Source organism: Salmonella sp. JXY0409-18, from assembly GCF_020268625.1.
GTDB lineage: Bacteria > Pseudomonadota > Gammaproteobacteria > Enterobacterales > Enterobacteriaceae > Salmonella > Salmonella enterica.
This window is the reverse complement of record NZ_CP084216.1, coordinates 450,476-472,008: the sequence shown is the minus strand read 5'-3', so window position 1 is coordinate 472,008 and position 21,533 is coordinate 450,476. Positions and strand designations below refer to the sequence as shown.

Genomic DNA, 21,533 nt, shown 5'->3' with positions numbered 1-21,533 from the left:
CTTGTTTCTGGACGAAGAAATAGAGAGAAGTTACGGGAATTTGTAAGCGCGTACAAAACCGCCGACAATAAATAACTCTATGATTTTACTGAATTATAAATTTATTTTGCTGTTTTTAAGCACGATTCATTGATCTACAACAGTGGATTGTTCAAAGTTTGGCCTTTCATCTCGTGCAAAAAATGCGTAATATACGCCGCCTTGCAGTCACAGTATGGTCATTTCTTAACTCATGCGCATCGGACAATATCAGCTCAGAAATCGCCTGATCGCAGCGCCCATGGCTGGCATTACTGACAGACCTTTCCGGACGCTGTGCTATGAGATGGGAGCAGGATTGACAGTATCCGAGATGATGTCTTCTAACCCGCAAGTGTGGGAAAGCGATAAATCTCGTTTACGGATGGTGCACGTTGATGAGCCAGGTATTCGCACGGTGCAAATTGCCGGTAGCGACCCTGTTGAGATGGCCGATGCCGCACGTATTAACGTGGAAAGCGGCGCCCAGATTATTGATATCAATATGGGGTGCCCGGCGAAGAAAGTGAATCGTAAGCTGGCAGGTTCAGCCCTCTTGCAGTACCCGGATTTAGTGAAGTCTATACTCATCGGGGTCGTAAACGCAGTGGACGTTCCTGTGACTCTCAAGATTCGCACCGGCTGGGCGCCGGAACACCGTAACTGCGTAGAGATTGCCCAACTGGCTGAAGATTGTGGTATTCAGGCTCTGACCATCCATGGCCGCACCCGCGCCTGTTTGTTCAACGGAGAAGCTGAATACGACAGTATTCGGGCAATTAAGCAGAAAGTTTCCATTCCGATTATCGCGAATGGCGACATTACTAACCCGCATAAAGCCAGAGCTGTTCTCGACTATACAGGGGCGGATGCCCTGATGATAGGCCGCGCAGCTCAGGGAAGACCCTGGATCTTTCGGGAAATCCAGCATTATCTGGACACTGGGGAGCTGCTTCCGCCGCTGCCGCTGGCAGAGGTAAAGCGCTTGCTTTGCACGCATGTTCGGGAACTGCATGACTTTTACGGTCAGGCAAAAGGGTACCGAATCGCGCGTAAACACGTCTCCTGGTATCTCCAGGAGCACGCTCCAGACGACCAGTTTCGGCGCACATTCAACGCTATTGAGGACGCCAGCGAACAGCTGGAGGCGTTGGAGGCATACTTCGAAAATTTTGCGTAAACAGAAATAAAGAGCTGACAGAACTATGTTCGAACAACGCGTAAATTCTGACGTACTGACCGTTTCTACCGTTAACTCTCAGGATCAGGTAACCCAAAAACCCCTGCGTGACTCGGTTAAACAGGCACTGAAGAACTATTTTGCTCAACTGAATGGTCAGGACGTTAATGACCTGTATGAGCTGGTACTGGCTGAAGTAGAACAGCCCCTGTTGGACATGGTGATGCAATACACCCGTGGTAACCAGACCCGTGCTGCTCTGATGATGGGCATCAACCGTGGTACGCTGCGTAAAAAATTAAAAAAATACGGCATGAACTAATTTCGATTAGCTAACTGCTTGTTTAAAAAGGCGCTACTCGGCATGGGGAAGCGCCTTTTTTATACGCATCACATGGAATTTGGTCATGAAAGCGGAATGTGAACCTCAGTACTTTGGCGATGAATCGAAGAAGATTATTCACGGTGACGCGCTAACAGAACTTAAAAAACTGCCTTCTGAAAGCATTGACTTAATTTTTGCCGATCCGCCTTACAATATCGGAAAAGATTTCGACGGTATGGTCGAATCCTGGGACGAAGCGTCTTTTCTGGCCTGGCTGTATGAATGCATTGATGAGTGCCACCGCGTACTGAAGAAACACGGCACCATGTACATCATGAATAGCACAGAAAATATGCCGTATATCGATCTCAAATGCCGAACGCTTTTTACCATCAAAAGCCGTATCGTCTGGTCCTATGATAGTTCCGGGGTGCAGGCGAAAAAATACTTTGGTTCTATGTATGAACCGATCCTGATGATGGTAAAGAACCCGAAAAGCTATACCTTTAACCGTGACGCGATTCTGGTCGAGACCACCACGGGCGCTAAGCGCGCGCTAATCGATTATCGAAAAAACCCGCCCCAACCATACAATCAGAAAAAAGTGCCGGGCAACGTCTGGTCATTTCCTCGCGTACGTTATCTGATGGATGAATATGAAAACCATTCTACGCAAAAGCCCAGCGCGCTGTTAAAACGGATCATACTGGCCTCTTCTAACCCGAGCGATACCGTATTGGACCCTTTCGCGGGCAGTTTCACCACAGGCGCTGTCGCAGCGGCGTCAGGTCGTAAGTTTATCGGTATTGAACTCAATAATGAGTACGTAAAAATGGGGCTCAGAAGATTGAGCGTCACTTCGCATTATTCAGAAAATGAACTTGCAAAAGTCAAAAAGAGAAAAACACAAAACCTGTCCAAAAAGCAGCGAAATGTCGGGATAAACGCGCTATCTTCAGAGAAGTAAAAGCATTGTAAGTCCGCTTTTCAGCGTCAAAATTTCATGTATATTCCCAGCACGCATGGGCATGAATACACAGGATTTGACGATGATACGTAAGTATTGGTGGCTGGTTGTTTTTGCCGTCTCCGTTTTTCTTTTTGATGCGCTTTTGATGCAATGGATCGAATTGATGGCAACTGAACAGGATAAGTGCCGAAACATGGATTCGGTTAACCCTCTCAAATTGATCAATTGTACCGATCTGGAGTAGCGAACCGGGCGATTTAACCTATGATTATTTATCACCCGGATTTCTTTTATCCCTTATAAAAACAGGGAATTAAAACACGTTGAGGATAAAAGAAGGGGTGATACTGTCTCGTCCTTTTCTTTTCCTGCATAACCAATGAGCTAATGATACATGCCGGTTAGTGAGTACAACCACATCCTTGTGGCGGTTTCATTTGCTGTCGCTATTTTTGCGTCCTATACCGCATTAAATATGGCCGGACGCGTAGCCGGAAGCGCCCGATCAAACGCCAGAATATGGCTAATGGGCGGCGGCTTCGCGCTGGGCGTCGGTATTTGGGCGATGCATTTTGTCGGGATGCTGGCGATGGATCACGCGATGAACATGCGCTTCGATCCGTTCCTCACCGGCCTCTCCATGCTGATCGCGATCGGCTCCTCCCTGTTTGCGCTATGGCTGGTCAGCGCTGAAAAACTGCGCCTGCGCCGTTTACTGCCGGGCGCGCTGGTGATGGGACTGGGCATCAGCGCAATGCATTATACCGGGATGGCGGCGCTGCAATTTGCTTCCATTATCGTCTGGAATAGCGCGTGGGTTGCCCTCTCTATCATTATCGCGCTACTGGCGTCCTGCGGCGCGCTGTGGCTCACGTTCCGCCTGCGTCATGAGGGAACAGATGTCGCCCTGAGGCGAGCAGGCGCTGCGGTATTAATGGGGATAGCTATCGCCGGCATGCATTACGCCGGCATGAAGGCCGCACACTTTCCCCAAAACTGGCCGATGGAGCATCGTGGCGTCGATAGCAACTGGCTGGCTGTTCTTGTCAGCGTGGTCGCGCTGACTATCCTGGGCATTACTCTGCTGGTTTCTTTATTTGACGCCCGGCTTCAGGCCCGCACCGCACTACTTGCCTCTTCGCTGGCGCAGGCGAACCAGGAACTGGCGCAGTTGGCGCTGCATGATACGCTCACCCGTTTACCAAACCGGGTACTTCTTGAGGATCGTCTGGAACAGGCCATCAGCAAAGCGAATCGGGAAAACACGTCTTTCGCGCTACTGTTTATGGATCTGGATGGCTTTAAAGCCGTTAATGACGCTTATGGTCATGATATTGGCGATAAGCTACTGGTAGCGGTCACGCATCGTCTGAACCAACCGCTGAGCGGGCAGTTTACCCTGGCGCGGATTGGCGGCGACGAATTTGTGCTGCTTGCAGAAGTCAGCGCGCCTGACGAAGCGGCTTCCCTTGCCAGCGCGCTGGTACATTCGATAGATGCGCCCTTTACGATAGATCCGTACGAACTGGTCGTCACCCTTAGCGTGGGAATAGCGCTCTATCCGCTGGACGGAAAAAACGAACGGGAACTGATGTTCAACGCCGATGCCGCAATGTACCACACGAAACATACGGGGCGTAACGGATACCATTTCTTTCAGCCATCAATGAATATGCTGGCGCAAACCCAGCTTCAGCTAATGAATGACCTGTGGCTGGCGCTGGAAAGACAAGAGCTCAGGCTGGTGTACCAGCCTAAATTTCAGGCTCCTGCCGGCCCCATTGTAGGATTTGAGGCCCTGTTGCGCTGGTATCATCCAAAACAAGGCGTACTGAATCCTGACCAGTTTTTACCGCTGGCGGAAAAAACGGGTCTTATCGTCACTATCGGTAGCTGGGTGATAGACGAGGCGTGTCGACAGCTACGCGAGTGGCACTTACAGGGATACGCCTTATGGTCAGTGGCGGTAAATCTTTCCGCCTTACAATTTGAGCAGCCCGGCCTTGTGGACACCATTACGCGGAGCCTGGCCCGACACAGTATCCGTCCCGATTTATTGATTCTGGAAATCACCGAAACCACGGCGATGAACAAGCCAGAGCAAAGCGTCGCTATACTCACCAGATTAACGGAAATGGGGGTTAAGGCCTCTATTGACGACTTTGGCACCGGTTATTCCAGCCTTCTCTATCTGAAACGTCTTCCGGCGTGCGAACTAAAAATTGATCGCGCTTTCGTACATGAACTCAGCGAGGCAAGCGACGGCGCGACCATTGTTGCGGCTATTGTCGCGCTGGCGAAAGCGTTAAATCTGCAAATTGTGGCAGAAGGGGTAGAAAATGAAACGCAGCAACAATTTTTGACCCAGTTAGGATGCCATACACTTCAGGGGTTCCTGCTTGGCAAGCCGCGTACGGCAGAGGAAATTGCTCGCGATATTCGGGACCCTGCCAATATATTCACAAGGTCAATATATAATATCAACTCAAAATAATCTCAGGCTTCTTCCGCCTGTTGTTCATTTGGCATTAATTGCCTCACACTGCCATCCGGGCTTAGCATTTTTAATACATTATCGACTAATGCAGGCGCCTGCTTATAAAGATCATAACTTGTGGGATTCATTAACCAGTTCTTTACTATTCCGCTAAAACTACCATGCAGAATAATTAATATGACATCCAGATCAAGACTGCCTGAGATCAGCTTTTTATCCATACATCGCTGTAATACTTCAAGCAGCGACTGATGATGGAAACCAATCTTCTCCCGAATGGCCTGTTCCGATATCATACCATTATGGAATTCACATTTATGATATAAAATCTGCATTAATGCCTGCTGACGAGGCACTGCCGCAATATATTGTAAGGCTGCAATAAATTTCTCTCGTAGATCCTGTAAAGGATTATCATTCCAGCATCCCGTAAGCCTATCCTGAATAAGTTCGCGTAAAGGTGGTTGCTGTAACCAAACCTCATTAAACAACTGCGTTTTATTCTCAAAGTGCCAGTAGATGGCGCCCCGCGTGACATCAGCGGCATCAGCGATATCATTCAGCGTCGTGTTGGCAACGCCGCGCAAAGCGAACTGCGCAATAGCGGTTTCAATCAAGTGTTGCCGCGTTTTAAGCGCATCCGCCTTCGTTTTCTTCGCCATAATTAAGATATCCTGGACCATAAAAACGATAAATACGCTGATAAAATACTCAGCATAAAAAACAACTTTACCATGTCCTTTTTAGTCAGACGAGAGACAGCTATTTTTATTTCGCACAACACCGCCAAATCAATAATAAAAACAAATAAATTAATAAAACACATTCATATAAAATATATATTTCGAATCATGTTATTCAACATCATGATTTTACTAATCGGGACATTATGAAACGACAGGGAATAGTTCTTTTTTTTGCTTTTATGTGCCGTGAACCCCATCCCAAAATAAGTATTGCTTACATCACAAGCTAATAATTTGTAGGATACCCCACTGCTATTCTATTTTTCGCGCGTTAACGCCTTACCGTTATCCGGTGAATAACGAGCTTTCGGTTTTTTAAGGAACAGTAATGACGAAACATGCCAGGTTTTCACTCCTGCCCTCATTCATCATATTCTCTGCTGCGCTGCTGGCCGGTTGTAATGACCAGGGAGATACCCAGGCTCATGCCGGCGAGCCGCAAGTCACCGTCCATGTGGTCGAAACAGCGCCGCTAGCCGTAACGACCGAACTTCCCGGACGTACGTCCGCATTTCGCATTGCGGAAGTTCGCCCCCAGGTGAGCGGGATCGTGCTTAAAAGAAACTTCACCGAAGGTAGCGATGTAGAGGCCGGGCAGTCGCTTTATCAGATCGATCCTGCCACCTATCAGGCCGATTATGACAGCGCTAAAGGCGAACTTGCTAAAAGCGAAGCGGCTGCGGCTATCGCGCACCTGACGGTCAAACGCTATGTTCCACTGGTCGGCACAAAATATATCAGCCAACAGGAATATGATCAGGCGATTGCCGACGCCCGCCAGGCCGATGCCGCCGTTGTGGCGGCAAAAGCCGCTGTTGAAAGCGCGCGTATTAACCTTGCGTATACCAAAGTCACCTCGCCCATCAGCGGGCGTATAGGAAAATCTAATGTGACTGAAGGCGCGCTGGTGACTAATGGTCAGTCAACTGAACTGGCTACCGTGCAACAACTCGACCCGATTTATGTCGACGTGACGCAATCAAGCAACGACTTTATGCGACTCAAGCAATCCGTCGAACAAGGTAACCTGCATAAAGACAGCGCCAGTAGCACGGTTCAACTGGTAATGGAAAATGGTCAGGTCTACCCGATTAAAGGCACGCTGCAATTTTCCGACGTTACCGTAGATGAAAGCACCGGCTCTATCACGCTCAGGGCAGTTTTCCCTAACCCGCAACACAGTCTGCTTCCCGGTATGTTTGTGCGCGCCCGCATTGATGAAGGCGTCCAGCCCAATGCCATCCTTGTCCCCCAGCAGGGCGTAACCCGCACGCCGCGCGGCGACGCAATGGTGATGGTGGTTAACGATAAAAGCCAGGTTGAAGCCCGCAATGTCGTGGCGGCTCAGGCTATTGGCGATAAATGGCTCATCAGCGAAGGGTTAAAACCGGGCGATAAGGTCATCGTCAGCGGCTTACAAAAAGCGCGACTGGGCGTCCAGGTGAAAGCCACTACCGATGCTCCTGCAGCGAAAACGGCGCAATAAGGTAACCGTACATGGCAAACTTTTTTATTAGACGTCCTATTTTCGCCTGGGTTCTGGCCATTATCCTGATGATGGCTGGCGCACTGGCAATAATGCAACTTCCCGTTGCGCAGTATCCAACCATTGCGCCGCCAGCGGTTTCTATTTCTGCAACCTATCCTGGCGCGGATGCGCAGACGGTACAGGATACGGTTACTCAGGTTATCGAACAAAATATGAACGGTATCGATAACCTGATGTATATGTCCTCTACCAGCGACTCTGCTGGTAGCGTGACCATCACCCTGACCTTCCAGTCCGGAACCGATCCGGATATCGCGCAGGTTCAGGTGCAAAATAAATTGCAGCTCGCCACGCCTTTACTGCCGCAAGAAGTCCAGCAGCAGGGGATTAGCGTTGAAAAGTCCAGCAGCAGCTTTTTGATGGTCGCCGGGTTCGTCTCAGATAATCCGAACACTACCCAGGACGACATCTCTGACTATGTCGCCTCTAACATTAAGGATTCTATCAGCCGTCTGAATGGTGTGGGCGACGTTCAGCTATTTGGCGCACAGTACGCCATGCGTATCTGGCTGGATGCGAATCTGCTAAATAAATACCAGCTCACGCCAGTTGATGTCATCAACCAGTTAAAAGTACAGAACGACCAGATTGCGGCAGGCCAACTGGGCGGCACGCCAGCATTACCGGGCCAGCAGCTTAACGCCTCAATCATCGCCCAAACGCGTCTGAAAGATCCGCAAGAGTTCGGCAAAGTTACGTTGCGTGTCAATACCGACGGTTCTGTCGTCCATCTCAAAGATGTCGCGCGTATTGAGCTTGGCGGTGAAAACTATAACGTTGTAGCGCGCATTAACGGTAAACCGGCCTCCGGTCTCGGTATTAAACTGGCGACCGGCGCTAACGCGCTGGATACCGCAACCGCAATCAAAGCGAAACTGGCAGAACTGCAGCCTTTCTTCCCTCAGGGAATGAAGGTGGTTTATCCTTATGACACAACGCCCTTCGTAAAAATATCTATCCACGAAGTGGTAAAAACGCTGTTTGAAGCGATTATTCTGGTGTTCCTGGTAATGTATCTGTTTTTACAGAATATCCGGGCAACCCTGATTCCTACCATCGCTGTTCCTGTCGTGTTGCTAGGCACTTTTGCGGTACTCGCCGCCTTTGGCTATTCCATCAATACCCTGACGATGTTTGGTATGGTACTAGCGATAGGGCTGTTGGTTGACGATGCGATAGTGGTCGTAGAAAACGTTGAACGTGTAATGATGGAGGATAACCTTTCTCCCCGAGAGGCGACGGAAAAATCCATGTCGCAGATTCAGGGAGCGCTGGTTGGTATCGCGATGGTACTGTCTGCGGTATTTATCCCGATGGCCTTTTTTGGCGGCTCGACCGGGGCAATTTATCGCCAGTTCTCTATTACTATTGTTTCAGCAATGGCGCTATCCGTTCTGGTTGCGTTGATTCTGACGCCAGCGCTGTGCGCTACGCTACTTAAACCCGTATCTGCTGAACATCACGAGAAAAAAAGTGGCTTCTTTGGCTGGTTCAATACCAGGTTTGATCACAGCGTTAACCACTATACTAACAGCGTAAGCGGTATCGTGCGTAATACGGGTCGCTATCTCATTATCTATCTACTTATTGTAGTCGGAATGGCGGTTCTGTTTTTACGCCTCCCAACCTCCTTCCTGCCGGAAGAAGATCAGGGGGTTTTCCTGACTATGATTCAGCTCCCCTCTGGCGCTACGCAAGAACGTACGCAGAAAGTGCTGGATCAAGTCACTCATTACTACCTGAATAATGAAAAAGCGAACGTCGAAAGCGTGTTTACCGTAAACGGCTTTAGCTTTAGCGGTCAGGGACAAAACTCAGGGATGGCATTTGTCAGCCTTAAACCCTGGGAAGAGCGTAACGGTGAAGAAAATAGCGTCGAAGCCGTTATCGCCAGAGCGACACGCGCCTTCAGCCAGATTCGCGACGGGTTGGTGTTCCCCTTCAACATGCCGGCAATTGTCGAGTTAGGTACCGCGACAGGTTTCGACTTTGAGCTGATTGATCAGGGAGGACTCGGTCACGATGCGTTAACAAAAGCGCGTAATCAACTCCTGGGTATGGTCGCGAAGCATCCTGATCTATTAGTGCGCGTACGCCCGAACGGGCTGGAAGACACGCCACAGTTCAAGCTGGATGTCGATCAAGAAAAAGCGCAGGCGCTCGGTGTTTCGCTGTCTGATATCAACGAAACCATCTCCGCGGCGTTGGGCGGCTATTACGTTAACGACTTTATCGATCGCGGACGAGTGAAAAAAGTATACGTTCAGGCTGACGCTCAGTTCCGTATGCTGCCGGGAGATATCAACAATCTTTATGTACGCAGCGCCAATGGCGAGATGGTGCCCTTCTCTACCTTTAGCTCAGCACGGTGGATTTATGGTTCGCCACGCCTGGAACGCTATAACGGGATGCCGTCAATGGAACTGCTCGGTGAAGCAGCGCCCGGACGAAGTACCGGTGAAGCCATGTCGTTAATGGAAAATCTGGCTTCACAGCTGCCAAACGGTATTGGCTATGACTGGACAGGTATGTCGTATCAGGAACGGTTGTCAGGTAACCAGGCGCCGGCGCTGTACGCAATCTCACTCATTGTCGTTTTCCTCTGCCTTGCCGCTCTGTATGAAAGCTGGTCAATTCCGTTCTCGGTAATGCTGGTCGTACCGCTCGGCGTGGTTGGCGCTCTGCTTGCAGCGTCATTGCGCGGTCTGAACAATGACGTTTACTTCCAGGTTGGCTTGTTAACCACTATTGGCCTTTCTGCTAAAAACGCCATCCTGATTGTTGAGTTCGCCAAAGATCTTATGGAGAAAGAAGGACGTGGATTGATTGAAGCGACGCTGGAAGCATCCCGTATGCGTTTACGTCCTATTCTAATGACCTCGCTGGCCTTTATTCTCGGGGTAATGCCGTTAGTTATCAGTCGTGGCGCAGGTAGTGGGGCACAGAACGCAGTAGGCACAGGGGTTATGGGGGGAATGTTAACCGCAACCTTATTAGCTATCTTCTTCGTGCCAGTATTCTTCGTTGTTGTAAAACGCCGATTTAATCGCCATCATGATTAACCGGTAAACAGAGGCGTCTTCGGACGCCTTTTTAAACGGTACGTCTTTATCTCCGCTATTCCCCCCTCTCCGCTTACTTTTTCATTCTCCATAGTTTTTACAATTCACATGAATTGAGATGATTCCTCATGTCGGCCATTTTTTCTGTGGTGGTAAAATAACTCCCGTTTTCGCAGCGGTTAGAGCCAGCATTTACGTTGCTGTACTTCGCGAAACGCTGATTAATGAGGTAACACCATGAAAAGACTAATTCCAGTTGCATTGCTTACCACCTTATTGGCAGGTTGTGCACATGATTCTCCCTGCGTACCGGTTTATGACGATCAAGGGCGGCTGGTTCATACCAATACATGTATGAAAGGTACTACGCAGGATAACTGGGAGACAGCAGGCGCTATTGCTGGCGGCGCTGCGGCGGTAGCAGGGTTGACGATGGGTATCATTGCGCTTTCTAAATGATACATGCAGGCGCGGCAATGCCGCGCTTTCAGTAATAATATAAAGGTCGTAAGGATACTCAGCGACGTAATCTGTTCAGCCTATCCCCCGAAAGTTAACACGATAAAACGCTCTCTTTTCTTACTCGCCCATCCCGATAGTATTTATTCTATTCCTTGTCCGATGCAGACAAAATTGTAGCTTGATAGCATCGTAAGCCGCATTACAAACAGGCTTTATACAGTAAGACTTAGAGCGTGATCATTAGGCGTAATTATTACAGACAGTCTGGATATAAACCGGAGCATACACGTAATACATGAGGATTTTGAGCACTGTCCCAGGGCCAAACTGGCAAATAAAATAGCCTAATGGGCCAGACTCTTAGTCCTCAGCGAATATCTCTATTGCTTATTAGAGGCGTAAGTAAAAGCCGTTTGTACATCTACTTCAGCACGGTTCACATTCGATGGTTCAGGCGGATATATGGCGGGAAATCACGTTTACTAAAACGGTTTTTATCCACTCTACGAAGATGTTTAAAACGTGTCGGCGTCATTACCCGATAACTTTTTCCATAGAAAGATAAATGCAAAAAGGCCCAGTCTTTCGATTGGGCCTTTTGTTTTATTTGATGTCTGGCAGTTCCCTACTCTCGCATGGGGAGACCCCACACTACCATCGGCGCTACGGCGTTTCACTTCTGAGTTCGGCATGGGGTCAGGTGGGACCACCGCGCTACTGCCGCCAGACAAATTCTTTTTCAAATGCCGAACTTTAACCGTATTAAGTGGTGCTGATACCCAGAGTCGAACTGGGGACCTCACCCTTACCAAGGGTGCGCTCTACCAACTGAGCCATATCAGCACACTAAATTTGATGCCTGGCAGTTCCCTACTCTCGCATGGGGAGACCCCACACTACCATCGGCGCTACGGCGTTTCACTTCTGAGTTCGGCATGGGGTCAGGTGGGACCACCGCGCTAGTGCCGCCAGGCAAATTCTGTTATCAGACCGTTTTTACGTTCTGATGTAATCTGAATCAGTGCTGAAAATCATCTCTCATCCGCCAAAACATCTTCGGCGTTGTAAGGTTAAGCCTCACGGTTCATTAGTACCGGTTAGCTCAACGCATCGCTGCGCTTACACACCCGGCCTATCAACGTCGTCGTCTTCAACGTTCCTTCAGGAGACTTAAAGTCTCAGGGAGAACTCATCTCGGGGCAAGTTTCGTGCTTAGATGCTTTCAGCACTTATCTCTTCCGCATTTAGCTACCGGGCAGTGCCATTGGCATGACAACCCGAACACCAGTGATGCGTCCACTCCGGTCCTCTCGTACTAGGAGCAGCCCCCCTCAGTTCTCCAGCGCCCACGGCAGATAGGGACCGAACTGTCTCACGACGTTCTAAACCCAGCTCGCGTACCACTTTAAATGGCGAACAGCCATACCCTTGGGACCTACTTCAGCCCCAGGATGTGATGAGCCGACATCGAGGTGCCAAACACCGCCGTCGATATGAACTCTTGGGCGGTATCAGCCTGTTATCCCCGGAGTACCTTTTATCCGTTGAGCGATGGCCCTTCCATTCAGAACCACCGGATCACTATGACCTGCTTTCGCACCTGCTCGCGCCGTCACGCTCGCAGTCAAGCTGGCTTATGCCATTGCACTAACCTCCTGATGTCCGACCAGGATTAGCCAACCTTCGTGCTCCTCCGTTACTCTTTAGGAGGAGACCGCCCCAGTCAAACTACCCACCAGACACTGTCCGCAACCCGGATCACGGGTCCACGTTAGAACATCAAACATTAAAGGGTGGTATTTCAAGGCCGGCTCCATGCAGACTGGCGTCCACACTTCAAAGCCTCCCACCTATCCTACACATCAAGGCTCAATGTTCAGTGTCAAGCTATAGTAAAGGTTCACGGGGTCTTTCCGTCTTGCCGCGGGTACACTGCATCTTCACAGCGAGTTCAATTTCACTGAGTCTCGGGTGGAGACAGCCTGGCCATCATTACGCCATTCGTGCAGGTCGGAACTTACCCGACAAGGAATTTCGCTACCTTAGGACCGTTATAGTTACGGCCGCCGTTTACCGGGGCTTCGATCAGGAGCTTCGCTTGCGCTGACCCCATCAATTAACCTTCCGGCACCGGGCAGGCGTCACACCGTATACGTCCACTTTCGTGTTTGCACAGTGCTGTGTTTTTAATAAACAGTTGCAGCCAGCTGGTATCTTCGACTGACTTCAGCTCCATGAGTAAATCACTTCACCTACGTGTCAGCGTGCCTTCTCCCGAAGTTACGGCACCATTTTGCCTAGTTCCTTCACCCGAGTTCTCTCAAGCGCCTTGGTATTCTCTACCTGACCACCTGTGTCGGTTTGGGGTACGATTTGATGTTACCTGATGCTTAGAGGCTTTTCCTGGAAGCAGGGCATTTGTTGCTTCAGCACCGTAGTGCCTCGTCATCACGCCTCAGTGTTAAAGTGAACCGGATTTACCTGGAACACACACCTACACGCTTAAACCGGGACAACCGTCGCCCGGCCAACATAGCCTTCTCCGTCCCCCCTTCGCAGTAACACCAAGTACGGGAATATTAACCCGTTTCCCATCGACTACGCCTTTCGGCCTCGCCTTAGGGGTCGACTCACCCTGCCCCGATTAACGTTGGACAGGAACCCTTGGTCTTCCGGCGAGCGGGCTTTTCACCCGCTTTATCGTTACTTATGTCAGCATTCGCACTTCTGATACCTCCAGCAACCCTCACAGGCCACCTTCGCAGGCTTACAGAACGCTCCCCTACCCAACAACGCATCAGCGTCGCTGCCGCAGCTTCGGTGCATGGTTTAGCCCCGTTACATCTTCCGCGCAGGCCGACTCGACCAGTGAGCTATTACGCTTTCTTTAAATGATGGCTGCTTCTAAGCCAACATCCTGGCTGTCTGGGCCTTCCCACATCGTTTCCCACTTAACCATGACTTTGGGACCTTAGCTGGCGGTCTGGGTTGTTTCCCTCTTCACGACGGACGTTAGCACCCGCCGTGTGTCTCCCGTGATAACATTCTCCGGTATTCGCAGTTTGCATCGGGTTGGTAAGCCGGGATGGCCCCCTAGCCGAAACAGTGCTCTACCCCCGGAGATGAATTCACGAGGCGCTACCTAAATAGCTTTCGGGGAGAACCAGCTATCTCCCGGTTTGATTGGCCTTTCACCCCCAGCCACAGGTCATCCGCTAATTTTTCAACATTAGTCGGTTCGGTCCTCCAGTTAGTGTTACCCAACCTTCAACCTGCCCATGGCTAGATCACCGGGTTTCGGGTCTATACCCTGCAACTTAACGCCCAATTAAGACTCGGTTTCCCTCCGGCTCCCCTATTCGGTTAACCTTGCTACAGAATATAAGTCGCTGACCCATTATACAAAAGGTACGCAGTCACACCCCAAAGGGTGCTCCCACTGCTTGTACGTACACGGTTTCAGGTTCTTTTTCACTCCCCTCGCCGGGGTTCTTTTCGCCTTTCCCTCACGGTACTGGTTCACTATCGGTCAGTCAGGAGTATTTAGCCTTGGAGGATGGTCCCCCCATATTCAGACAGGATACCACGTGTCCCGCCCTACTCATCGAGCTCACAGCACATGCGCTTTTGTGTACGGGGCTGTCACCCTGTATCGCGCGCCTTTCCAGACGCTTCCACTAACACACATGCTGATTCAGGCTCTGGGCTCCTCCCCGTTCGCTCGCCGCTACTGGGGGAATCTCGGTTGATTTCTTTTCCTCGGGGTACTTAGATGTTTCAGTTCCCCCGGTTCGCCTCATTAACCTATGGATTCAGTTAATGATAGTGTGACGAGTCACACTGGGTTTCCCCATTCGGAAATCGCCGGTTATAACGGTTCATATCACCTTACCGGCGCTTATCGCAGATTAGCACGTCCTTCATCGCCTCTGACTGCCAGGGCATCCACCGTGTACGCTTAGTCGCTTAACCTCACAACCCGAAGATGTTTCTTGCGATTCATCATCGTGTTGCGAAAATTTGAGAGACTCACGAACAACTTTCGTTGTTCTGTGTTTCAATTTTCAGCTTGATCCAGATTTTTAAAGAGCAAATATCTCAAACATGACTCGTAAGTCAGTTTTGAGATATTAAGGCAGGTGACTTTCACTCACAAACCAGCAAGTGGCGTCCCCTAGGGGATTCGAACCCCTGTTACCGCCGTGAAAGGGCGGTGTCCTGGGCCTCTAGACGAAGGGGACGTATCAGTCTGCTTCGCAAGACGCCTTGCTATTCACTTTTCATCAGACAATCTGTGTGAGCACTGCAAAGTACGCTTCTTTAAGGTAAGGAGGTGATCCAACCGCAGGTTCCCCTACGGTTACCTTGTTACGACTTCACCCCAGTCATGAATCACAAAGTGGTAAGCGCCCTCCCGAAGGTTAAGCTACCTACTTCTTTTGCAACCCACTCCCATGGTGTGACGGGCGGTGTGTACAAGGCCCGGGAACGTATTCACCGTGGCATTCTGATCCACGATTACTAGCGATTCCGACTTCATGGAGTCGAGTTGCAGACTCCAATCCGGACTACGACGCACTTTATGAGGTCCGCTTGCTCTCGCGAGGTCGCTTCTCTTTGTATGCGCCATTGTAGCACGTGTGTAGCCCTGGTCGTAAGGGCCATGATGACTTGACGTCATCCCCACCTTCCTCCAGTTTATCACTGGCAGTCTCCTTTGAGTTCCCGGCCGGACCGCTGGCAACAAAGGATAAGGGTTGCGCTCGTTGCGGGACTTAACCCAACATTTCACAACACGAGCTGACGACAGCCATGCAGCACCTGTCTCACGGTTCCCGAAGGCACATTCTCATCTCTGAAAACTTCCGTGGATGTCAAGACCAGGTAAGGTTCTTCGCGTTGCATCGAATTAAACCACATGCTCCACCGCTTGTGCGGGCCCCCGTCAATTCATTTGAGTTTTAACCTTGCGGCCGTACTCCCCAGGCGGTCTACTTAACGCGTTAGCTCCGGAAGCCACGCCTCAAGGGCACAACCTCCAAGTAGACATCGTTTACGGCGTGGACTACCAGGGTATCTAATCCTGTTTGCTCCCCACGCTTTCGCACCTGAGCGTCAGTCTTTGTCCAGGGGGCCGCCTTCGCCACCGGTATTCCTCCAGATCTCTACGCATTTCACCGCTACACCTGGAATTCTACCCCCCTCTACAAGACTCAAGCCTGCCAGTTTCGAATGCAGTTCCCAGGTTGAGCCCGGGGATTTCACATCCGACTTGACAGACCGCCTGCGTGCGCTTTACGCCCAGTAATTCCGATTAACGCTTGCACCCTCCGTATTACCGCGGCTGCTGGCACGGAGTTAGCCGGTGCTTCTTCTGCGGGTAACGTCAATTGCTGCGGTTATTAACCACAACACCTTCCTCCCCGCTGAAAGTACTTTACAACCCGAAGGCCTTCTTCATACACGCGGCATGGCTGCATCAGGCTTGCGCCCATTGTGCAATATTCCCCACTGCTGCCTCCCGTAGGAGTCTGGACCGTGTCTCAGTTCCAGTGTGGCTGGTCATCCTCTCAGACCAGCTAGGGATCGTCGCCTTGGTGAGCCGTTACCTCACCAACAAGCTAATCCCATCTGGGCACATCTGATGGCAAGAGGCCCGAAGGTCCCCCTCTTTGGTCTTGCGACGTTATGCGGTATTAGCCACCGTTTCCAGTAGTTATCCCCCTCCATCAGGCAGTTTCCCAGACATTACTCACCCGTCCGCCACTCGTCAGCAAAGCAGCAAGCTGCTTCCTGTTACCGTTCGACTTGCATGTGTTAGGCCTGCCGCCAGCGTTCAATCTGAGCCATGATCAAACTCTTCAATTTAAAAGTTTGATGCTCAAAGAATTAAACTTCGTAATGAATTACGTGTTCACTCTTGAGACTTGGTATTCATTTTTCGTCTTGCGACGTCAAGAATCCGTATCTTCGAGTGCCCACACAGATTGTCTGATAAATTGTTAAAGAGCAGGTGCGACGCGGCTTTCAGCTCACCGTCGCGAGGTGGCGTATATTACGCTTTCCTCTTTCAGAGTCAACCCTGAATTTCAGGATTTTTCTCTTCAACCGACCGGCTGTTTGTGTGAAGTGATTCACATCCGCCGTGTCGATGGAGGCGCATTATAGGGATCCCATTTTTTTGCACAAGCGTTTTTTGGATCTTTTTTTCTGTTTGTTGATTTTTCATCCCTTTCGCTCCATTCCTGCGCAAAGTGGCGATTTTTTGATGCTATCTCCCCTTGCACAACGCCGTTAAAGCAACCAAAGTCTTCATGACTATTCATTTATGATGAGGTAGACATGTCTGACACATTACGTCCTTATAAGGATCTTTTTCCTGAAATCGGTCAGCGCGTGATGATCGATACCAGCAGCGTGGTTATTGGCGATGTCCGTCTGGCAGATGATGTCGGGATCTGGCCGCTTGTGGTGATTCGCGGCGATGTGAATTACGTTGCGATAGGGGCTCGTACGAACATTCAGGATGGCAGCGTTCTTCACGTAACCCACAAGTCTCCATCCAATCCACACGGCAACCCATTAATCATTGGCGAAGATGTTACCGTTGGCCATAAAGTTATGCTGCACGGCTGTACCATCGGTAACCGCGTACTGGTCGGTATGGGCTCCATTGTGCTGGATGGCGCGATAATAGAAGATGACGTAATGATTGGCGCGGGAAGCCTGGTGCCGCAGCACAAACGGCTGGAAAGCGGCTATTTATATCTTGGCAGTCCGGTAAAACAGATCCGCCCCCTAAGCGATGCTGAGAGATCGGGCCTGCAGTACTCCGCCAATAACTATGTAAAATGGAAAGACGACTATCTTTCTCAGGATAACCATATCCAACCGTGATCGTCTTCCTGCTGGGCCAGGATTAATGCTTCAGCCTCTTCTTCCAGGTCCCAGCGATACTCACGAAAAATGGCCAGCCATTGCTCCGCTGTTTCTCCACCAAAGCGATACGCCAGTACATCTTTTTTTATTGCACACGTGAGTTGCATCCCATTGACCATGGCGGGAAAGATGACAGCGCTGGCGGCAGTATCCCATTCTTCGCGGTCAGGAAATTGTATGGCCTGGTTCACGCTAATAATTCCTGCTGTAGCAGCTCAATCACTGGCTCGACCTGCGGTAATACACCGTGCCAAAGCAAAACGGCATGTGCAGCCTGCCCCACCAGCATTCCCAGCCCATCTGCGTATCGTTTTGCGCCCTGTTGTACACACCAGGAGAGAAATGGCGTATTCCCTTTTTGATAGAACATGTCATAGCAACAGAGGGAAGGGTGAATAAGTGACGCCGGAATCGCCGGGATTTCGCCCCGTATGCCGCTGGAGGTCGCATTAATAATCAGGTCAAACTCACAACCATGCAGCTTGTCCATATCCGTGGCATGAACGCTGCCGGTATGAGCAAAGATTTTCGCCAACGCTTCGGCACGTGAAGCTGTACGGTTAGTGATAGTGACCGCGCAATCCAAAGAAAGCAGAGGTAACAGCACGCCCCGGGATGCGCCGCCCGCGCCAATCAGCAAAATACGCCATCCTGGGCGGATAAAATTTAACCGTTTGAGATCGCTTAATAAACCGATACCGTCAGTATTGTCGCCAAGCAAACGACCATCTTCCAGCCGCTTTAATGTATTGACTGCTCCCGCCAGCGATGCTCGTTCCGTTAACTCATCCGATCGCGCAAACGCCTCCTCTTTAAAAGGTACTGTGATGTTTGCGCCTTTTCCCCCTGCCGCGAAAAAGGCATCAAGCGTATTAATGAAATTATTAATAGGGGCCAGCACGCGACCATAGGGGTGAACAATATCTAGCTGCTGAGCAAACTGCTGATGAATAAATGGCGATTTGCTGTGAGCAATCGGATTTCCAAAAACAGCATAGGTTTCCATCATATTACCCCTGTCGAAACAGTTCGCCCGTCAGAGCATCGCGAATTTCTGAAGGATTTAAACGCCCACCCGTTGCGCCTTCAACCACCGGAAAATCATCGCCAAATTGCGCACGTACCTCTTCAACGGTACGACATGGCGGTAATCCGCTCAGATTGGCGCTGGTGGAAACCAGCGGTTTGCCATACGCATTGCATAGCGCGACCACCAGCGGGTGGTTGGTAACACGAACGGCCAGGGAATCAAAACGTCCCGTGAGCCAACGCGGCGTTGTCGCGGGCGCAGGAAAAACAAACGTTACCGGCCCGGGCCAGCAATCAAATACCGCTTTACGCTGTGCGGCGGTAAGTATGCTGTCATCAATATAAGGTTTTAACTGCTCAAAGCTGGCGGCAATCAAAATGAGTCCCTTATCGACGGGCCGTTGTTTTAACGCCAGCAGGCGCGTAACGGCTGTTTCACTATCGGGATCGCAGCCGACGCCGAAAACGGCTTCTGTTGGATAAGCGATGACATTTTCTTTATTCAGGAGATCTACCGCTGCGACGATAGATCCTGTTGGCAGGTTATTATTCACTTGTTTATTCCACCGGAACCGGCTTTCCACATTGTTTACTGGCGCAAAAGCGCTTCACGCCCTGCGCGGTTTTCTTTTCGATGAGTAGCGGATAATGGCACTCGGGGCATTCCCCCGCAACCGGTGTGAAGTTAATGACGAACTGACATTCCGGGTAGCGATCGCAGGAATGAAAGATTTTACCGTAACGAGAACGGCGCTGGACCAAATGTCCTTGCTGGCAGGCTGGACAGGCAATCGCCGTTTCATCCGGTTTATCAATAACCACTGTATGTTCACATTGCGGATACTGACTGCATCCGATGAACATGCCAAAGCGCCCCTGACGCAGCACCAGCACGGCGCCACACTCAGGGCACGGTTGCCCCTCCAGAATTTTAACGATATGTCCGTCCGCCTGACTTTTCAGCGGACGAACGTAATCGCATTCTGGATAGCGAGAACAGCCGAGAAACGGACCATGTTTCCCGGAACGAATGACCAGTTCGGCCCCGCACTGCGGGCAGGGCTCATTTTTACGCACCGAAAACAGTGCTGATTTAGCCATATTCACTCATGCAGCATTAACACCTATCAATGCAGCATACCTTCATTTACCTCAAAGAGTAATTCTTCCATTTGCTGATAGGCGTTTTCACAGCCCGGAATGTTGAATAACACCATCAAAATAACCCATTTCAAGTCTTCCAGGTCAAACTCTGCGGTATCCAGCGCCAGCACACGCTCAATCACCATTTCTCGTGTTTCGAGGTTTAGCACCTGAATCTGCTCAAGGAATAACAGGAACCCCCGGCAACTGGCATCAAGCCTTTCACACTCTTCAACCGTATAAATGCGCATTGAAAGAGGGTCGGAAGCAAGTTGCATGGGTTCCGCGAGGCCATCTTGATAGTCAGCGAGTTTTTCCAGCCACAGCAGCGCATTGTAGATGTCTTCGCGATCAAACCCAGCGTCGGTGAGATCACGCTCCAGTCTGTCCTGATCCACGCGCAGCTCGGCTTCGTTATGGATGTATGTTTCAAACAAATACATTAGTACGTCGAACATGGCTTGCCCTCCTTAATCGGACATAGCCGCCGGGTACAGCTGCGATCCATCCTGCTAACTCCAGTTCGAGTAGCTGAGCCACTACCGCTGGCACAGGTTGGCCGGCACGTTCAGCGACGACGTCAACAGGTGTTACCTCATCTCCTACGTTAGCCAGGAGCTCAGGAAATGGCAATGCCGCCTCATCCTGATTTAGTGAATAAAGTGAATTTTCCGCCGTAGTTGGCAACCAGTGTAAGCCGTATTGCAAATTTTCCAGAATATCCTCCGGCGTCGTCACAAGCGTGGCCCCTTGTTTAATTAACCAGTGCGTGCCTTCGCTTCCCGGACTACCGATAGGGCCTGGTAATGCAAAAACGTCCCGCCCCTGTTCAAGCGCGCAGCGCGCCGTCACCAACGAACCGCTGCGCAACGCCGCCTCAATCACCAGCACGCCTTTGCTCAGTCCGCTGATGATACGGTTTCTACGAGGAAAATTTTGCGGTAGCGGAGGCGTTGAAAGCGGAAATTCTGAGACCACTGCGCCGCCGGTGGCAATCAAGTTTTCAGCCAGCACGGCATGTCGGCGAGGATAAATCTTTGCCAAACCATTCCCTAACACCGCTACACTTTTTCCCCCCATACTCACCGCGGCGTTGTGTGCTACGCCATCAATTCCCCGGGCAAGGCCGCTGGTGATCGTCAAACCGCTTTTCGCAAGGCTTTCGCAAAGCAGACGTCCCCAGCGTTCTCCATACCAGGAGTGGCTCCGGCTTCCTACGACGGCAAGCTGGCAGGTATGCAGACAGGCAGGATCGCCGTCAATAAAAATAGCGCCGGGATAATCGTCAATAGCACGCAGTTGGGGAGGATAAATCTCACTATCCGCACACAGAAAATGGTGCTGCGGTAGTTCAAGCCAGCGTAATGTCTCATCAAGCACACCTGCTGGAAGCTGTAAAAAACGTTCAGCTTGCCGCGCGGTAAGACCAGCCTCCTGAAGGTGCGTGCGATTTATCTGAGGCTGGCGAATAAGCGAATTCGCCATGTTCAACATCGCCTCGCCATAAAGGTCGCCGACGTACATTAAACGTAACCAAATTTCGGTACGGGCCATCCTTTCCCTCCCCTGCCACAAGCAGTCTGAACAATCTTTGCGATTGGTCACTGATGCTG

17 protein-coding genes, 2 tRNA genes and 4 rRNA genes are annotated in these 21,533 nt (G+C 50.6%); 9 read left to right on the top strand and 14 right to left on the bottom strand.

Translation table 11 applies throughout. The features are described 5' to 3' along the window. The first annotated feature begins 232 nt into the window (after nt 1-232). From dusB to LDB27_RS02235, 5 genes are all read left to right on the top strand, one after another. On the top strand, nt 233-1,198 hold the full coding sequence (gene dusB / locus LDB27_RS02255) for a tRNA dihydrouridine synthase DusB (RefSeq protein ID WP_225519916.1): 966 nt from the start codon (nt 233-235) through the stop codon (nt 1,196-1,198). A 25-nt stretch (nt 1,199-1,223) separates the two neighbouring features. Then, nucleotides 1,224-1,520 carry a DNA-binding transcriptional regulator Fis gene (gene fis / locus LDB27_RS02250; RefSeq protein WP_000462905.1) on the top strand — a complete coding sequence of 99 codons (297 nt, stop codon included), beginning with the start codon at nt 1,224-1,226 and terminating at the stop codon, nt 1,518-1,520. A gap of 85 nt (nt 1,521-1,605) precedes the next feature. Continuing rightward, nucleotides 1,606-2,490, top strand: a complete 885-nt coding sequence (yhdJ, locus tag LDB27_RS02245; protein WP_225519915.1) for an adenine-specific DNA-methyltransferase — start codon at nt 1,606-1,608, stop codon at nt 2,488-2,490. 82 nt (nt 2,491-2,572) lie between these two features. Continuing rightward, the gene (locus LDB27_RS02240; protein ID WP_000620015.1) at nt 2,573-2,737 is read left to right on the top strand and encodes a DUF2556 family protein; all 165 of its coding nucleotides are present in this window, start codon (nt 2,573-2,575) and stop codon (nt 2,735-2,737) included. Nucleotides 2,738-2,887: 150 nt separating this feature from the next. Beyond that, nucleotides 2,888-4,987 carry a putative bifunctional diguanylate cyclase/phosphodiesterase gene (locus LDB27_RS02235; RefSeq protein ID WP_001145330.1) on the top strand — a complete coding sequence of 700 codons (2,100 nt, stop codon included), beginning with the start codon at nt 2,888-2,890 and terminating at the stop codon, nt 4,985-4,987. Nucleotides 4,988-4,989: 2 nt separating this feature from the next. Here the strand turns inward: LDB27_RS02235 and envR are convergent, their stop codons facing one another. Continuing rightward, entirely contained in the window at nt 4,990-5,652 is a 663-nt protein-coding gene (gene envR / locus LDB27_RS02230; RefSeq protein WP_001085721.1) for an acrEF/envCD operon transcriptional regulator, read from the bottom strand. 412 nt (nt 5,653-6,064) lie between these two features. On the opposite strand from envR, the gene LDB27_RS02225 reads away from it, so the two are divergent. From LDB27_RS02225 to LDB27_RS02215, 3 genes are all read left to right on the top strand, one after another. Beyond that, nucleotides 6,065-7,222 carry an efflux RND transporter periplasmic adaptor subunit gene (locus LDB27_RS02225; RefSeq protein WP_000160380.1) on the top strand — a complete coding sequence of 386 codons (1,158 nt, stop codon included), beginning with the start codon at nt 6,065-6,067 and terminating at the stop codon, nt 7,220-7,222. An 11-nt stretch (nt 7,223-7,233) separates the two neighbouring features. Continuing rightward, nucleotides 7,234-10,347: an efflux RND transporter permease subunit gene (locus tag LDB27_RS02220; RefSeq protein WP_001273290.1), complete on the top strand. Its 3,114-nt coding sequence runs from the start codon at nt 7,234-7,236 to the stop codon at nt 10,345-10,347. Between the two features lie 237 nt (nt 10,348-10,584). Further along, nucleotides 10,585-10,806, top strand: a complete 222-nt coding sequence (locus LDB27_RS02215) for a membrane protein (protein ID WP_000825645.1) — start codon at nt 10,585-10,587, stop codon at nt 10,804-10,806. Nucleotides 10,807-11,421: 615 nt separating this feature from the next. Here LDB27_RS02215 and rrf (LDB27_RS02210) read toward each other — a convergent pair. The 7 genes from rrf (LDB27_RS02210) to LDB27_RS02180 all read right to left on the bottom strand — a co-directional run bounded on the left by rrf (LDB27_RS02210) (nt 11,422) and on the right by LDB27_RS02180 (nt 17,038). Then, a 5S ribosomal RNA gene (rrf, locus tag LDB27_RS02210) occupies nt 11,422-11,537 on the bottom strand. 39 nt (nt 11,538-11,576) lie between these two features. Continuing rightward, nucleotides 11,577-11,652 (bottom strand) — tRNA-Thr (locus tag LDB27_RS02205). Nucleotides 11,653-11,666: 14 nt separating this feature from the next. Further along, nucleotides 11,667-11,782: ribosomal RNA gene (gene rrf / locus LDB27_RS02200) — 5S ribosomal RNA — on the bottom strand. Between the two features lie 93 nt (nt 11,783-11,875). Then, nucleotides 11,876-14,781, bottom strand: a 23S ribosomal RNA gene (locus LDB27_RS02195). Between the two features lie 193 nt (nt 14,782-14,974). Beyond that, nucleotides 14,975-15,050, bottom strand: a tRNA-Glu gene (locus tag LDB27_RS02190). Nucleotides 15,051-15,135: 85 nt separating this feature from the next. Beyond that, nucleotides 15,136-16,677 (bottom strand): 16S ribosomal RNA (locus LDB27_RS02185). Together the 16S, 23S and 5S rRNA genes with 2 tRNA genes alongside form the textbook arrangement of a ribosomal RNA operon. Nucleotides 16,678-16,885: 208 nt before the next feature. Then, nucleotides 16,886-17,038, bottom strand: coding sequence for a hypothetical protein (locus LDB27_RS02180; protein ID WP_000795911.1), 153 nt, complete (start codon nt 17,036-17,038; stop codon nt 16,886-16,888). A gap of 113 nt (nt 17,039-17,151) precedes the next feature. On the opposite strand from LDB27_RS02180, the gene LDB27_RS02175 reads away from it, so the two are divergent. Continuing rightward, complete coding sequence (locus LDB27_RS02175; RefSeq protein ID WP_001285635.1) at nt 17,152-17,706, top strand: gamma carbonic anhydrase family protein; 555 nt, start codon at nt 17,152-17,154, stop codon at nt 17,704-17,706. On the opposite strand, the gene LDB27_RS02170 is transcribed toward LDB27_RS02175, so the two are convergent. The 6 genes from LDB27_RS02170 to dprA are packed head-to-tail and all read right to left on the bottom strand — an operon-like array spanning nt 17,682 to nt 21,474. Then, the gene (locus LDB27_RS02170; RefSeq protein WP_001070577.1) at nt 17,682-17,939 is read right to left on the bottom strand and encodes a DUF1488 domain-containing protein; all 258 of its coding nucleotides are present in this window, start codon (nt 17,937-17,939) and stop codon (nt 17,682-17,684) included. The genes LDB27_RS02175 and LDB27_RS02170 overlap by 25 nt on opposite strands. Beyond that, entirely contained in the window at nt 17,936-18,754 is an 819-nt protein-coding gene (gene aroE, locus LDB27_RS02165; RefSeq protein ID WP_000451207.1) for a shikimate dehydrogenase, read from the bottom strand. The genes LDB27_RS02170 and aroE overlap by 4 nt, the downstream gene beginning before the upstream one ends. A 4-nt stretch (nt 18,755-18,758) precedes the next feature. Further along, nucleotides 18,759-19,331: an L-threonylcarbamoyladenylate synthase type 1 TsaC gene (tsaC, locus tag LDB27_RS02160; RefSeq protein ID WP_001063621.1), complete on the bottom strand. Its 573-nt coding sequence runs from the start codon at nt 19,329-19,331 to the stop codon at nt 18,759-18,761. A 4-nt stretch (nt 19,332-19,335) separates the two neighbouring features. Further along, nucleotides 19,336-19,878 carry a type I DNA topoisomerase gene (locus LDB27_RS02155; RefSeq protein ID WP_001129712.1) on the bottom strand — a complete coding sequence of 181 codons (543 nt, stop codon included), beginning with the start codon at nt 19,876-19,878 and terminating at the stop codon, nt 19,336-19,338. A gap of 26 nt (nt 19,879-19,904) precedes the next feature. After that, the gene (gene smg / locus LDB27_RS02150) at nt 19,905-20,378 is read right to left on the bottom strand and encodes a DUF494 family protein Smg (RefSeq protein WP_000460663.1); all 474 of its coding nucleotides are present in this window, start codon (nt 20,376-20,378) and stop codon (nt 19,905-19,907) included. Further along, nucleotides 20,350-21,474 (bottom strand): DNA-protecting protein DprA, encoded by a 1,125-nt coding sequence (gene dprA / locus LDB27_RS02145; RefSeq protein ID WP_000124533.1) that lies wholly within the window; start codon nt 21,472-21,474, stop codon nt 20,350-20,352. The genes smg and dprA overlap by 29 nt, the downstream gene beginning before the upstream one ends. Nucleotides 21,475-21,533 lie beyond the last annotated feature (59 nt).

What these genes read in the sequence shown, in the direction of transcription:
- dusB (WP_225519916.1), top strand. Translation starts at nt 233, where the DNA reads ATGCGCATCGGACAATATCAGCTCAGAAATCGCCTGATCGCAGCGCCC.
- fis (WP_000462905.1), top strand. Translation starts at nt 1,224, where the DNA reads ATGTTCGAACAACGCGTAAATTCTGACGTACTGACCGTTTCTACCGTT.
- yhdJ (WP_225519915.1), top strand. Translation starts at nt 1,606, where the DNA reads ATGAAAGCGGAATGTGAACCTCAGTACTTTGGCGATGAATCGAAGAAG.
- LDB27_RS02240 (WP_000620015.1), top strand. Translation starts at nt 2,573, where the DNA reads ATGATACGTAAGTATTGGTGGCTGGTTGTTTTTGCCGTCTCCGTTTTT.
- LDB27_RS02235 (WP_001145330.1), top strand. Translation starts at nt 2,888, where the DNA reads ATGCCGGTTAGTGAGTACAACCACATCCTTGTGGCGGTTTCATTTGCT.
- envR (WP_001085721.1), bottom strand. Translation starts at nt 5,652, where the DNA reads ATGGCGAAGAAAACGAAGGCGGATGCGCTTAAAACGCGGCAACACTTG.
- LDB27_RS02225 (WP_000160380.1), top strand. Translation starts at nt 6,065, where the DNA reads ATGACGAAACATGCCAGGTTTTCACTCCTGCCCTCATTCATCATATTC.
- LDB27_RS02220 (WP_001273290.1), top strand. Translation starts at nt 7,234, where the DNA reads ATGGCAAACTTTTTTATTAGACGTCCTATTTTCGCCTGGGTTCTGGCC.
- LDB27_RS02215 (WP_000825645.1), top strand. Translation starts at nt 10,585, where the DNA reads ATGAAAAGACTAATTCCAGTTGCATTGCTTACCACCTTATTGGCAGGT.
- LDB27_RS02180 (WP_000795911.1), bottom strand. Translation starts at nt 17,038, where the DNA reads ATGAAAAATCAACAAACAGAAAAAAAGATCCAAAAAACGCTTGTGCAA.
- LDB27_RS02175 (WP_001285635.1), top strand. Translation starts at nt 17,152, where the DNA reads ATGTCTGACACATTACGTCCTTATAAGGATCTTTTTCCTGAAATCGGT.
- aroE (WP_000451207.1), bottom strand. Translation starts at nt 18,754, where the DNA reads ATGGAAACCTATGCTGTTTTTGGAAATCCGATTGCTCACAGCAAATCG.
- LDB27_RS02155 (WP_001129712.1), bottom strand. Translation starts at nt 19,878, where the DNA reads ATGGCTAAATCAGCACTGTTTTCGGTGCGTAAAAATGAGCCCTGCCCG.
- smg (WP_000460663.1), bottom strand. Translation starts at nt 20,378, where the DNA reads ATGTTCGACGTACTAATGTATTTGTTTGAAACATACATCCATAACGAA.
- dprA (WP_000124533.1), bottom strand. Translation starts at nt 21,474, where the DNA reads ATGGCCCGTACCGAAATTTGGTTACGTTTAATGTACGTCGGCGACCTT.